The organism is Streptosporangium subroseum (assembly GCF_900188345.1).
Taxonomy (GTDB): domain Bacteria; phylum Actinomycetota; class Actinomycetes; order Streptosporangiales; family Streptosporangiaceae; genus Streptosporangium; species Streptosporangium subroseum.
The window spans coordinates 1-12,732 of the sequence record NZ_FZOD01000053.1 but is presented as its reverse complement, the minus strand read 5'-3'; the positions used below and the strand labels follow the sequence as shown (position 1 = coordinate 12,732).

Annotated in this window: 11 protein-coding genes; 7 read left to right on the top strand and 4 right to left on the bottom strand. The window is 67.6% G+C overall.

Annotation, left to right across the window (positions count from 1 at the left end; translation table 11 throughout):
• Window positions 1–1,091: 1,091 nt before the first annotated feature.
• From CHC08_RS35425 to CHC08_RS35415, 3 genes are all read left to right on the top strand, one after another.
• A complete protein-coding gene (locus tag CHC08_RS35425; protein ID WP_089211747.1) occupies window positions 1,092–1,436 on the top strand; it encodes a DUF1801 domain-containing protein in 345 nt (114 codons plus the stop codon).
• Between the two features lie 145 nt (window positions 1,437–1,581).
• The gene (locus CHC08_RS35420) at window positions 1,582–2,043 is read left to right on the top strand and encodes a hypothetical protein (protein ID WP_089211746.1); all 462 of its coding nucleotides are present in this window, start codon (window positions 1,582–1,584) and stop codon (window positions 2,041–2,043) included.
• Window positions 2,044–2,114: 71 nt separating this feature from the next.
• Window positions 2,115–2,582 (top strand): SRPBCC family protein, encoded by a 468-nt coding sequence (locus tag CHC08_RS35415; RefSeq protein ID WP_089211745.1) that lies wholly within the window; start codon window positions 2,115–2,117, stop codon window positions 2,580–2,582.
• A gap of 87 nt (window positions 2,583–2,669) precedes the next feature.
• Here CHC08_RS35415 and CHC08_RS35410 read toward each other — a convergent pair whose 3' ends face one another.
• The 3 genes from CHC08_RS35410 to CHC08_RS35400 all read right to left on the bottom strand — a co-directional run bounded on the left by CHC08_RS35410 (window position 2,670) and on the right by CHC08_RS35400 (window position 4,683).
• Entirely contained in the window at window positions 2,670–2,888 is a 219-nt protein-coding gene (locus CHC08_RS35410) for a hypothetical protein (RefSeq protein ID WP_245878761.1), read from the bottom strand.
• A 259-nt stretch (window positions 2,889–3,147) separates the two neighbouring features.
• On the bottom strand, window positions 3,148–3,765 hold the full coding sequence (locus CHC08_RS35405) for a dihydrofolate reductase family protein (protein WP_089211744.1): 618 nt from the start codon (window positions 3,763–3,765) through the stop codon (window positions 3,148–3,150).
• A gap of 75 nt (window positions 3,766–3,840) precedes the next feature.
• Window positions 3,841–4,683, bottom strand: a complete 843-nt coding sequence (locus CHC08_RS35400) for a helix-turn-helix domain-containing protein (protein WP_089211743.1) — start codon at window positions 4,681–4,683, stop codon at window positions 3,841–3,843.
• Between the two features lie 338 nt (window positions 4,684–5,021).
• Between CHC08_RS35400 and CHC08_RS51905 the strand changes: the two genes are divergently transcribed.
• A complete protein-coding gene (locus CHC08_RS51905; protein WP_245878760.1) occupies window positions 5,022–6,704 on the top strand; it encodes a recombinase family protein in 1,683 nt (560 codons plus the stop codon).
• Between the two features lie 147 nt (window positions 6,705–6,851).
• On the opposite strand, the gene CHC08_RS35390 is transcribed toward CHC08_RS51905, so the two are convergent.
• Window positions 6,852–9,293 carry a CehA/McbA family metallohydrolase gene (locus CHC08_RS35390; protein ID WP_089211742.1) on the bottom strand — a complete coding sequence of 814 codons (2,442 nt, stop codon included), beginning with the start codon at window positions 9,291–9,293 and terminating at the stop codon, window positions 6,852–6,854.
• A 366-nt stretch (window positions 9,294–9,659) separates the two neighbouring features.
• Here CHC08_RS35390 and CHC08_RS35385 point away from each other — a divergent pair, with 366 nt between their 5' ends.
• The 3 genes from CHC08_RS35385 (at window position 9,660) to CHC08_RS35375 (ending at window position 12,713) form a co-directional block, all read left to right on the top strand.
• A complete protein-coding gene (locus CHC08_RS35385; RefSeq protein ID WP_089211795.1) occupies window positions 9,660–10,562 on the top strand; it encodes an AraC family transcriptional regulator in 903 nt (300 codons plus the stop codon).
• 165 nt (window positions 10,563–10,727) lie between these two features.
• Entirely contained in the window at window positions 10,728–11,813 is a 1,086-nt protein-coding gene (locus CHC08_RS35380) for a tyrosine-type recombinase/integrase (RefSeq protein ID WP_089211741.1), read from the top strand.
• A gap of 162 nt (window positions 11,814–11,975) precedes the next feature.
• Window positions 11,976–12,713 carry a response regulator transcription factor gene (locus CHC08_RS35375; protein WP_089209253.1) on the top strand — a complete coding sequence of 246 codons (738 nt, stop codon included), beginning with the start codon at window positions 11,976–11,978 and terminating at the stop codon, window positions 12,711–12,713.
• The last annotated feature ends 19 nt before the right edge of the window (window positions 12,714–12,732 follow it).

The following is a 12,732-nucleotide window of genomic DNA, read 5'->3' as shown; positions in this document are numbered from 1 at the left end:
AGTCCGGTTCGCGCAAAGCTCGCACCGATCGCCCTCCCGACACGGCCGAAACGGTGAAAAGGAGCGAGAGCCGGTGCCGGTGAAGACGGGCCTGCGGATCGGGTCGGTTACGTGAGACGCGAACCAGATCCAACAGGGCAGACAAGCAGGGGAATCCGACAGGAAGGGGACATCCCCCAATGATGCATAAGTGTGATTATGCATGAAACACGCGAAACGGCCAGGTCAGGAAGGCGGCACCCCGAACCATTCATCCAGCTCGGCGCCCACCGTTTTCGCCTACCCGTCACGTCCGATCCCTCCTGCCGCACGCTTCGGATTCCGTACGCCGCGGATCATCTGGTCCGGCAGGCGCCGGATCGGCCAAATTCATGATCGATTGCCGTGGCGGCCGGCTGCGGAGCAATCTTGCCGGGATGTCCGGAAAACGATCTAGATCCGCCATCTGGGTGATCTGGAGGCGTTCCCCCGCACCGGCAAAAAGCACGGCTTGCCGAGGCGGCCCTCCGGGAAGGAACCGTCTCGAGGCGGTGGCCGGACGACGCTCCGGCGACTCCACGGAGCCGCCGGCCCCCACAGGGTATGTTCCGGCAAAGAGATCCTTAACAGTACAGAAGGGTAATTCTGTCTGGTTAAAGATTTATCCATGCGAAAGCCGCCAAAAGGTCGTTTGTCCTGCGGTCGTCCCGTCTCAAGCCACCTGCTCGGCATCTCACTTGATCTGCTCGGTGAAGGCCATCTCGTGAGTGTGAGTCGGGTCTCGCGTCTCACCCGATCTACCCTGTGATCATGGTTTCCTCATAGGGTCTGCGATCAAGGTCGTTCTTGATCGCATTCATGGTGAGGCAACAGGTCGTTCGACGGCAGCGACCGTTGCCGTCCCCAAGTCTTTGTTTGAGATCACCGTCGCCGGCGACAGGCGTGAGCGGACCCGCGCTCCCCTGTCTTCGCTGTGGGACATGTCCCTTGAGTAAGGAGAACCCGCTCGATTGTTTCCGTCGTTTAAGAAGAACTTCACGGGCTTTCTGTCGGCTGGGCGGCTCCGGTCCGCGGAGCCTTATATTGGGAGTCCACGGACGGATGGGGATGACGTGAACGACGAAGTAACGCAATATATAAACGGCAAGCAGCCCTGGCAGATCGCCGTTTTTGAGAAGCTACGCGCGATGATCATGGAAACCGTTCCCACCGTCGAAGAACGGCTTCAGTACGGCAAGCCGCACTATCTCAAGAACGGGCACTACGCGGCGGTCGTCGCGGTCTCCAAGGACAAGGTCTCGTTCATGGTGTTCAATGCGACGGACATTCCCGTGGTGGCCGGATTCATCCGGGCGATGGGCAACGGTGATCGCAAGACCGTCGACATCAAGGAAGAGCAGGAAGTCGATTACAAGGAGCTTGCAGTCATCCTGGAAAAGACCTCGGCCGCTCTGTGATCGCGGCCGGGTGAAGCACGGGTATGGTCTGAGCGGGTGATGCGCCGAATGCCGTCGCCCGCTTTCCCGTGGAGGCCGAAGGCTCGGCGAGCCGGCTGTGCCTGCTCGCCGAAGTTCAATACCCGACCGCCCTGGAGAGCTCGTCATGACCATGCCTGAGCACGTCACGCCCTGGCACGATGCTCGCTACGACATGCCCGTCGGCCGGCAGCTGGAGCGCTACAACGAGTTGGCCGCCAAGGACGCATCGGCTCGCGCCCGGATTGAGCTGGTGGCCCGAGGGATCTATGACCCTGCCCGGCATGGAGCCGATGACCGGCCTGCGCTCACCGTGGGCGAGCACATCGAACTGCTGGCGCTGGCGGAGTGCATCGCGCGCACCGTGCGTCATCCCTCCAATGTTCACCACGCGCTGCTGGCCGGGGTCACCTGGGCTGGTATCGCCCGTGTTGTCGACTCCGATGAGCTCACCGTCCGGCGGGGCTACCAGCTGTGGGCTGATGACCAGCATGACCTCAACCGGCACTACCCCGACCGCGGTATGACCGCCGATGAGCACGCCGCCGCGACCGCCAGAGCCGCGGAGGGCGCTGGAGACCTCTGCTGAGCAGAACACCGGCGATGGGCCACATTCGATCCGAGCGTTTCACCGGCGCGCCGCGACCCTAGGCTTTGTGCATGCCGCGCTTCGAGATCGTCACGCTTGTCATGGCGCCACCGGATCTGGTCTTCGACATCTCGCTGGACGTGGGTGTCCATACCGCCTCGATGGCAGGATCGTCCGAAGAGGCGGTTGGTGGAGTGACCGCAGGTGGCTTGGAGCTCGGTGAGAGCGTCACCTGGCAGGCGCGGCACTTCGGTGTTCGCTGGCGGATGACTTCCACGATCAGTGCTCACGACCGGCCGAGGTATTTTGTCGACGAGCAGGTGTCCGGCCCTTTCAAGCGCTGGCACCACGCTCATCATTTCCAGTCCGACGGTCGCGGCGGCACGGTGATGAGCGATGTTGTCGATTTCGCCGCGCCTTTTGGCCCTTTTGGGACCGCCGCTGAGGTCCTGGCCCTTCGCCGCTACATGCCCATGTTGATCCGGGTCCGGAATCAGCACGTCAAACAGGTTGCCGAAACCGCTTCCGCCGCCGGGTGACGATCCGCCATGGTGCTTTTGTCGGCGGAGGGTCACCGCCTGGGGGGAACGGGTTCGGTGGGACTCCTCATCCGCGTGACCCACGGGTCACGCACGTCGGACTCCTCGGTGCTCTCGGCCAGCATTCGCGCGAACGCCCGATACGTGTTGGCGCGCGAAGACCATCTGCTGCTCCTCGCCGTACAGGGCGAGGCGGTGGTCGAGCAGCTCGGGTCCTTGCTTGCCCCAGTAGCCGGTCCAGCTGCCGCCGGCGGAGCCGTAGCCGTCGAGGCTGGAAAAGACATCGAAGGTGTAGGCAGCGGTCATGATGCCCTCCTGAAGTGCGATTGGTCGCCAGCACATGGGAAGGGTTCATTGCCGCCGTCCATGCTGCGCGGACAGCTAGGACGGCGACCACATGAACAAACCCGCCCGAAAATGCCATGTCACGTCGTCAAGGACGACCCTGTCTAGTTCGTGCGTGCCGCGGTGCTCGACGACGGCGCCGACGAGATCGTCCGGTGTGACGCCACACGCTGCGGGCCGGGCATCGGCATCCGGACCCACCAGATTGCGGGCGGCTTCACTAGCGGCGCACCTTGAACCTCAGGTGCAGCACCCGGTTGCCCTGGATGACCATGTGGGGATCCTCCAGCAGCTGCTGCCCGTCGAAGCTACCGAAAAAGCGCTTGCCCGACCCGAACACCACCGGCGCCACGTCCATCGCCACCTCGTCCACGAGGCCGGCGGCGAGGATCTGGCCGCCTACTTCGCCGGCGCTCACGGCGACGACCCGGTCGCCGGCGAGCTCCTGGGCCTTCTCGATCGCGGCCTTCACGCCATCGACGAAGTGGTACGGAGCCCCGGGGTGCCAGCCCTCGGGCTTGGGCCGGTGGGATACCACGACCACGTGGTCGCCCGCGGGCGGCTGGCCCTCCCAGCCGTTCACCAGGTCGAACTGGTGGCGGCCCATCACGATCACGCCGATCGAGTCCCACACCGGCTGGACGTACGCCGCCGAAACACGCGAGAGCTTGAAGCCGCCTCCACCCTGGGAGTGGTCGTAGTCCCCGCCCCCTGCACCGGTTTTCGTGAGCTGGGTGTCCCCACTGAAGTACCAGTCGTGGAGCGGCCCGACTCCGTCGTTCTTGTCGGCGATGAAGCCGTCCACCGACACCACGTTGTGCATGATCACTACTCCCATGGGGGTCTCCTTAAGTCTTCTGGAATGGTCACCTCCGATTGTGCTGGCCTCGGGAAGGGCTGCGCTTGTAGAAAATCAAGAAGCAGGCATCGGACCGTCGTCCGGCGGGAACTCCCGCTCGGCCGGCATCCGGCGTCTCAGCGCCAGGTACTCCGTCGGGGTGTGGCCGGTGAAGTCCTTGAACTCCTTGCTGAAGTGGGCCTGGTCGAAGTAGCCCGCCATGAGAGCGAGCTCCGACCAGTCGACCGGGCGCAGGGCGTCCACGGACCTGATCAGCTGCGCGAAGCGGTATATCCGAGCCACCTTCTTCGGAGTGACCCCGACGTGCGCCTTGAACTGCGTGGCCAGGGTGGTGCTGCTGACTCCGGCGGCGTCGCTCAGCGCACCGACAGGGATCGCACCATGGGAGGTCTCCAGCCACCCGCCGACGTGCTGGACCAGGTCGAGCCCGCGCGACGGCGCCTCGACCAGGCGCGAGCGCAGCTCCTCCTCCAGGATCCGCAGCGTCTCGGCGGCGGACGTGGTCTCGCCGACCCTGTTGCGGATCCGGTCCACGGACCCTTGCCACACGGCGTCGACGGGCACCCACCGGTCCCGCAGATCGGTCGCCGGCATGTCGACAAACGCCGCCATCCCCCAAGGCTTGAAGTGCACCCCGACGAGCCTTACCCGCGTGGGGTACTCATAAAGGAAACGCCTGGTCCACAGACCCACGAACCACCCGTCCGACACCACTTCCGGAGGCACCGAAGGGTCGGAATCCCACAGGCGGGCAGGTTCGCCCAGGTTGATGACCAGGTGCGCCGACGGCATCGGCGGGACAACCATCCGACGGTGACCAGGCACCCCGGTCAGGCAGTAGATGTCGTCTATGAACCGGTCGAGCGGCGGGGCGGGCACCCGGCCGACATACTCCATGGACCCAGTATCGCCGACGAGGGTTCGGCCCGCCTCAGGCGATTCGCACCCGCCGCAGGCATCAACGACCGGAGGCGCGGGTGAAATTCGTACCTGGGTAGGGGCCCCGGCTGCCGTCCGGTGGGCTCACACCGGCAACTACGGCGCTCAGTGGCCAACAGGAACGCTCAGTCGCACCGAGCGGGCCAGCAGGTAGAAGTAACACCGGCCGCGCATGTTTCATAGGTGGTCGCTCGTGAAACGCCCCGCCGCCCGGCAGCCCACCTGCGGTGATCATGTTTCATGAGTTGTTGCAAATGACTGGACGCCTGAAACACCCTCATGAAACAGTCCGAGGCGTGGCCGACGATTTCAAGCGTGTGGAAGCGCATGACTGCCCGATGTCCACCTGCGCCGCTCCCGCGGGCTCCCCGTGCCGCACCGGCAAGGGCAAGGTGGCCATCCAGTACCACACCGCCCGTTTCCGCCTCGTACCCCAACTCGCCAAGACGCTCAGCGTCCCGATCCCCGCCGTACGCAAGCCGGGCTCGGCCTGGGCCGAGCTGCCCCGGCCCGCGAGCGCCACCGATCCAGTCGGGCACGTCCGCCTCGGCTACGCCCGTGCCTCGGCTGCCGGGCAGTCGCTGGACGCACAGCTCGACTCCCTCGCCGAGGCCGGGGTGACCCGGGTCTTCTCGGAGAAGATTTCTACCCGGGCCGCGCGGCGCCCCGATCTGGAGGCCGCCGTGAAACTCGCCGGGGAGATCCGTTCCTCCGGTGTCGCCGTCACCCTCGTCGTTCACGAGCACAAGCGGCTCGGTCGCGGCATCGAGCTGGCCATGCTCGCCGAGGAGCTGAAGGCCAGCGACGTCGGCCTGGAGTTCCTCACCGGCGAACTCAAGGGATCGCACGACCCCTCCGGCATCGTCTTTACCGTGCTCGCGGCCATGTCCGGCATGGAGCGCGAGTATATCCGCGACCGCACTCTTGAAGGCCACGAGTCCGCCCGCAAGCGCGGCAAGACCATCGGCGGCGCCGGCGTCACCGACCCCGACATGCTGTCCATGGCCCTCCACCTGCGTGACCAGGAGATGAGCCTGCGCGACATCGCCAAGCGGCTCGTCATCACCACCGGCGCAAAGAAGGGGCAGCACCCCTCACCCGCCACCGTCATGCGGATGCTCCGCGAGCACGACGAGCGCATGACCTCGGTCTCTACTTTGCACCGTGGGTCAGGGATAGGAGGCCGGGGCCACGAAGAAGTGTTGACCGGTGGTGGTGTCAATCATGTCGTCAGGGTGGGTGTCACGGTGCGGCGGCCCGTGGGGCGTTGGACGCCGGCCGTTCATGCGCTGCTGGAGCATCTCGCGGCGGTTGGTTTCGCCGGTGCTCCCGCGAGTCACGGGTTGGATGCCGAGGGCCGGGAGGTTTTGGATTTCCTGCCCGGTCAGGTTCCCAACTATCCGTTGCCGGAGTATGCGCGGTCGGATGGCGCTCTGCTCGCCGTTGGTGTGCTGTTGCGGGATTACCACGATGCGACCGTTGGTTTTGTCTCACCGTCGGATGCCGACTGGTATTTTTCCCCGCGGAGTCCGGCTGAGGTGATCTGTCATGGGGATGTCGCCCCTTATAACTGTGTGTTTCGTGATGGGCGTCCGGTCGCGTTCATCGATTTCGACACCGTTCATCCTGGACCGCGCATCTGGGATGTCGCCTATGCGGCGTACCGGTTCGTGCCTCTGAGTGATCCTCAGGGCGAGAAGGGAGCTCCTCCTGTTGGGGAGCAGGCGCGTCGGTTGCGTCTGTTCGCCGATGCCTATCGGCTCGGTGGCTTCGATCGGAGTGTGCTGGCCGCTACCGTGCGGGCCCGGCTGGGGCATCTGGTCCGTCATATGCATGATCAGGCCGATGCGGGTAACGAGGCGTTCGCGGGTCATATCGCGCAGGGGCATGACGCTTTTTACCGGGCTGACGCCGAGTATGTCGCACGGCACCAGGCTCTCTTTCAGGCTGCGCTAACGGCCCCCTCCGCCGGTGAGTAGGGCCCGGTTTCACCGGGTGTGGTCGCGGGTCTGCGGTGCCACTTCCCTGGGCTCGGCGACGCCGGTCGGCGTGAGCCGGAGTGGTGGGGCGGGGGGCGGGGGCGGGGGCGGCCGGAGAGGTGTCGTGCCGCCCCCGCTGTTGGGCGGTTATCTGGGGGTGGGGATCAGGTAGATCTGTTGTGTTCCGTCGCGCTGGGTCCGGGTGGCTGCCCGGTCGCTGGTGAAGACCACGAAGCCGTGGCCGATGGAGGGGAACGTGCCGTTGCCGAGGGTGGTGAGCTGCGCGGGTGGGGTCCATCCCGAGCGGCGGTCGAGGCGGGAGGTGAACACCTTCCATCGCCAGTCGGCCGAGCGGGTGTCGTACCAGACCGCGCGTACGGAGTTGTCGGGGTCCTGGCTCAGGCGTGGCCGCTGGCTCATGGCGTCGGGGTTCAGGCCGACGGGTTCGGGTGCCGACCAGGTCCTGCCGCCGTCGGCCGATCGGCTGGCGCGCAGTGACAGGTTGGCGCCGGAGCTCTTCAGTGCCTTGGTCTCCCACATGACCACGAATGTGCCGTCGCGGTCGGTGGCGACGCTCGGGTGGCGGTCGGCGGCGTCGGTGGCGGCGCTGACCTGTACGGGTTGGGTCCAGCTGTGGCTGTCTGCGGCGCGGGTGCTTGCCAGGATCTGCCAGTTGTCCGGGTCGGTGCCGGTGGGTGTCTGGCCGGGTGCCGGGGTGTGTCCGGTCCAGAGCGGGTCGGGGTCGAATCGGTTGTCCTGCCAGGTCACCATGATGCTGCGGTCGGCTGTGACGGCGATGGCGGGGAACAGCGAGGCCGGGTATTTCGGGGATCTGGCGTCGGTGGCGGGAGTGCCGGGGTCGGTGGTCTTGCCGGGTGCCGACAGGTTGACGGGGGTTTTGTCGAGTCCGATCACTTGCGCGTAGACGTCGAAGGCGCCGGTGCTGTTGTCGGCCCATGCGACGACGGGGTATTTTCCGGCGAGCACCGACAGGGCGGGGTGGATCGCGCGGCCTCTGCCGTTGGTCAGGCGGGTGGCGGGTTCGAACGTGCGTCCTGCGTTGCGGCTGTGGCGCAGGAAGATCTCTGGCTGGTGGGGTTGTTCGCGGCCTTGGGAGTCCTGCCATACGACCCAGACGTCGTCGCCGGATACGGCGATGCGTGGGGAGCAGGCGGTAGATGAGCCCGCTGACAGTTCCACCGTGTGGGTGGTGTGGCCGTGGGGGTCCATGCGGCGGTAGAGGATCGAGGTTTTGTGGTCGCGGTGTGTTTCGGCGACGACGTGGGCGGTGTCGCCCTGTCCTGCGACGTCGGCGAAGCCGGTGAACTGCCCGGTCTCGCCGAGTGCCGGGGTGGCGTGGTCGTTGCGGGTGTCGGCGGGTGGGAGGGCGATCTCGGGTGTGGGTTCCGCGGGTGTGCGCAGGGAGATGAAGATCGGTGAGGTGGCCGCGCGCAGTTGGTCGGGCAGGGTCGGGTCGGCGTCGCGTCCGGACAGTGCTCCGGGTGCGCGGACTTCGGCTCGGTACCAGTTGTGGGCGGCGCCGAGGGTGAAGGGGATGAGGTAGGTCTGGTCGGCGGTGTCGGGGGTGAAGGTCGCGAGGGGGCCTGCCGAGCGTCCGGGTGAGGCGTAGATGAGGACTCTGGTGCCGGCGCCGCGGCGGATTCGTACGCGGAGGCGGGCTTTTTTCGGCAGTTTGCGGTCGCGGACGATCATTTCGTCGCCGCCGATGGCCTCGAATGCGCCGTCACCGTCGACGTCGGCCTCGATCGTGACGAACGGTCCCTGGGGGGTGGCTGAGACGGAGGTGCGTCCGGCGCGGATCGCGTCGAGGATTCCGCGTACGGAGCGCTGGGAGGCGAATACCCAGGTGGTGGGCTGGCCGGGGCTGGCGGTGCCCCACAGTTCGCGGAAGTGGCAGTCGCTGGCTCCGACGGCGCCGAATCGGAAGCCGTTGTTCCATCGGTTCTCGGTGTAGTCGATTTGCGCGTCGGGGTTTGAGGCGACGTTCCATACCTCGACGGTGTTCATTCCCTGGGCGCTGGCGTTGTCGGTGGGTCCGGTGGCGGGGGTGTATTCACCGTCGTCGGGGTGTGCCGTCGACCAGGCGGCGTCTTGGGCGTGGGTGTCCCAGATGGACTGTTGCACGTGCCGGAATGCCGGGGAGCCGGGTGGGTTGGCTCCGTCGACGATGGTGTCGATCGCGCCGAGCACGATGGCGTGGGGGGATCCGTTGGCTTCCTCGCCGGGGATGAGCAGCAGTTTCGAGGATTGCCACTGGGGGTCCCAGTGCTGGTCGTAGGTGCGGTGGTCGGTCAGGGGCAGGAAGTCCAGTCCGATTCGTTCGGCTTCGCCGATCTGGTCGGAGAGGGGAAGGTTTCCGGGGAGGGTCTGCTTGGAGGTCTGGCGTGGGAGGCTGCCGTCGGCGGAGTGGTCGTCGTGTGCGTGGGTCTCCCCTGCCAGCCATTGGCCCTGGGGTGTGGTGTGCTTTCCGGATGTGGTCGCCGGTGCGGGGGTCTGCTCCGTTGCGGAGGCCGACGCCTGTTCCGTGGTCAGTCCGGAGGCCGCGATCACGGTCCCACCGACGATCATGAATTGCCTGCGGTTCAATCCCACTGACGTTCCCTATCTGTTGCCTGTTGGGGGCCGACGGTGCCGGTTGGCGGCAAGGTCGGTGGAACGTTAGCGGGGCCGGTCTTTCGGGGGCTGAACGGCACCGGAAGCCATAATGTCCGGATTGTGAATCAATAAGGCGTTCCGTCCGTGGCGGGTCGCACCGTACGACCCCGCGCGGGGACGATCCGGCTTCGCGGGTGTTCGCGGGCGGCGGAGGCGGGCGCGGGTCGTCATGCGGCGTGAACGCCGTTTTCACCGGATCTGCGGGCGTGATCGGACGCGAACGAGACTCTCCTATAGGTGCTACGCGTGCGGGCATGCGTGATCGTCTACCTTGAGAGGGTGGATGTGATCGGCGATCTCCTGAACGAGGTGCGGGCGCGCGGCGAGGTGTTCGGCCGGTCGCCGGCCTCTCCCCCGTGGTCGCGGCGGTTCGCGGCCCGGGCTCCGCTGTCGCTGGCGACGATGGTTCACGGTGAGGCGTGGGTGGTGCCCGCCGGGGGCGAGGCGCGGCTGCTGCGACCGGGCGATGTGGCACTGGTGCGCGGCGACAGGACGTTCGTGATCTCCGACTCACCCGGCACTCCCCCGCAGCGAATCGTCCACGGCGAGGACCGCGCGGGCGAGGTGGGTGAGCCGGACCAGGGCATCGGAGCCGGCGGCGGGTGCCTGCTGGTGACCGGCGCCTACCAGCTGGGCGGCGAGCTGTCGCAGCGGCTGCTGGACGTACTGCCGCAGGTGCTGGTGGTGCCGGGCGGTGACGTGCTGCTGGGGCCGCCGCTGCAGCTGGTCTGGGCGGAGGTGAGCGGTTCGGCGCCGGGACGGCAGGTGGTGCTGGACCGGCTGCTGGACGTGCTGCTGGTGGTGGCGCTGCGGGCGTGGTTCGCCCGGGAGGAGGCCGATGCGCCCAGCTGGTATGCGGCGCTGAGCGATCCGCGGATCGGCCGGGCGCTGCGGATGATTCATGACGCTCCGGCGGCGGGGTGGACGGTGGCGGCGCTGGCCGATGCGGTGGGGATGTCGCGGGCGGCCTTCGCCCGCAGGTTCACCGCGCTGGTGAGACAGCCTCCGCTGGCGTATGTGACCGAGTGGCGGATGGCGCTGGCGGCGGATCTGCTGGCGCGGCGGGAGACGACGGTGGCGGCGGCGGCCCGCCAGGTGGGTTACGCCGACGCGTTCGGTTTCAGTGCGGCGTTCAAGCGGGTGCGCGGGGTGAGCCCGAGCACGCTGCGGCTGCCCGGATGATCGGCGGCGAGATGTCCGGCCGCGGTGACGCGGTGGGCGGTGGTGCGGTGGGCGGCGCGCTCACGGTGCGGCCGCCGGGTTCGCCGCCGCCTGCGGCGGGTGGCGGGATTGTCGTGGCGCCGGCCGGTGGGGCCGGCGCGTTCGAGGAAGGGTGTTCCTGAGATCATGCGGCCAGCGGATCTGAATCGTCTCACCGTGCAGGAGTCGGCCGATCGTTATGTGGAGCTGGTCCGGGCCAAGACGCTGACGGGCGCCCTGTCCATGGCGACGGCGGAGGTCTACGCGCGCGACGTGGCCACCTTCGTGGCCCTCGCGGGTGAGGAGACGGTCCTGGACGATCTGACGGGTGAGGATGTGGACGCCATCTTGCTGGCGTTCGCGCGCAAACCTGACGGGCGGCGGGCCGTACCGGACGGCGGCCTGCAGTCGGCCTCCTCGCAGTCGAGGTTCCGGCGGTCGATCTCGGCGTTGTTCAAGCACGCGACGCTGACGGGCTGGGTGCAGATCAATCCGATGGCGCTGACGACGGTGACGGCCAAGGAGCGCGGGGGTCTGCGACCGGAGCGGCGGGCGCTGACCCGTGAGCAGGCTCAGGGGCTGATCGGCGCGGCGGTCGATCTCGGCGGCCACGGCGGCGGCCCGGATGACCGTGGCCGTGAGGGGGGCCCGGAGGGCGGCGACGACGGTCCGGCGGTGACCGCGCGGCGCTCCCAGCGTCGTGATCAGCATACGGAGTTGCGGGACGGGCTGATCGTGTTGCTGCTGTCGACGATGGGGCCGCGGGTGTCGGAGCTGGTGCGGGCCAACGTGGAGGATTTCTACACCAACGACGGAGTGCGTTACTGGCGGATCTTCGGCAAGGGCGGCAAGACGCGTGACGTGCCGCTGCCCGGTGACGTGGCCCGGGTGCTGGAGGCGTATCTGGCGCGAGGCAGGCCGGCGACGCAGGACAAGGCGTTGCTGCTGTCGTGGCGGGGCAGGCGTCTGGCGCGGGGCGACGTGCAGGCGGTGATCGACCGGGTGCAGCGGCGGGTGGATCCCGACCGGCGGCGTTCGGTGACCCCGCACGGTCTGCGGCACACCACCGCCACGCATCTGCTGGCCGATGCGGTCGACATGGACGCGGTACGGCGGGTGCTGGGTCACAGCGACCTGGCGACGCTGGGCCGCTACCGCGATGAGCTGCCCGGGGAACTGGAGGTGGCGATGCGCTCCCATCCGTTGCTGCGCAAACCCTCAAGAGGCGAGTGACGCCCGGCCGCCGGCGATGAGGCCTGCTGCGTCGGGGCTCGGCGCCATGCCGGTGGCGCCGGCAGGCCACGGGCACCCGATGCGATCGTGCGCCCGCATTCGCACAGGTGATACACAGGATGTGAAAAGGATGCCGACAGCTTCGCCGCTGATGATCGGGTGATGACGATGGCGAACGCGCAGACCCGCGGGCCGATGCGCCGGCCGGACGGCAGCCCCGTACGGGTGCTGGTGGTCGACGACGAGCCCACGCTGGCGGAGCTGCTGACGATGGCGCTGCGCTACGAGGGCTGGGAGGTGCGCAGCGCCGGCGACGGCCTGAGCGCCGTCCGGACCGCACGCGACTTCCGGCCCGACGCCGTCGTGCTCGACGTGATGCTGCCCGACATCGACGGCCTGGAGGTGCTGCGGCGGCTACGCGCGGAGACCTCGGATGTGCCGGTGCTGTTCCTGACCGCCAAAGACTCCCTGGAAGACCGGATCACCGGCCTGACGGCGGGCGGCGATGACTACGTCACCAAGCCGTTCAGCCTCGAAGAGGTCGTGGCCCGGCTGCGCGGGCTGATGCGCCGCACCGCCCGCTCGGAGCTGAGCCCCGGCTCCCAGCTCGTCATCGGCGGCCTGACCCTGGACGAGGACAGCCACGAGGTCCGGCGAGACGGCGAGCTGATCACTTTGACGGCCACCGAGTTCGAGCTGCTGCGCTTTTTGATGCGCAACCCGCGGCGGGTGCTCAGCAAGGCACAGATCCTGGACCGGGTATGGAACTACGACTTCGGCGGCCAGGCGAACGTGGTGGAGCTGTACATCTCCTACCTGCGAAAGAAGATCGACGCCGGCCGGGCACCGATGATCCACACGTTGCGCGGGGCGGGATATGTCCTCAGACCCGGCGAATAAGCCCCGCATCAGCCGCCGG

Bases quoted from the DNA above. Each gene is read 5' to 3' on its own strand.
- CHC08_RS35420 (WP_089211746.1), top strand. From the start codon at position 1,582: ATGACCATGCCTGAGCACGTCACGCCCTGGCACGATGCTCGCTACGAC.
- CHC08_RS35415 (WP_089211745.1), top strand. From the start codon at position 2,115: ATGCCGCGCTTCGAGATCGTCACGCTTGTCATGGCGCCACCGGATCTG.
- CHC08_RS35410 (WP_245878761.1), bottom strand. From the start codon at position 2,888: ATGACCGCTGCCTACACCTTCGATGTCTTTTCCAGCCTCGACGGCTAC.
- CHC08_RS35405 (WP_089211744.1), bottom strand. From the start codon at position 3,765: ATGGGAGTAGTGATCATGCACAACGTGGTGTCGGTGGACGGCTTCATC.
- CHC08_RS35400 (WP_089211743.1), bottom strand. From the start codon at position 4,683: ATGGAGTATGTCGGCCGGGTGCCCGCCCCGCCGCTCGACCGGTTCATA.
- CHC08_RS35390 (WP_089211742.1), bottom strand. From the start codon at position 9,293: ATGATCGTCGGTGGGACCGTGATCGCGGCCTCCGGACTGACCACGGAA.
- CHC08_RS35380 (WP_089211741.1), top strand. From the start codon at position 10,728: ATGCGGCCAGCGGATCTGAATCGTCTCACCGTGCAGGAGTCGGCCGAT.
- CHC08_RS35375 (WP_089209253.1), top strand. From the start codon at position 11,976: ATGACGATGGCGAACGCGCAGACCCGCGGGCCGATGCGCCGGCCGGAC.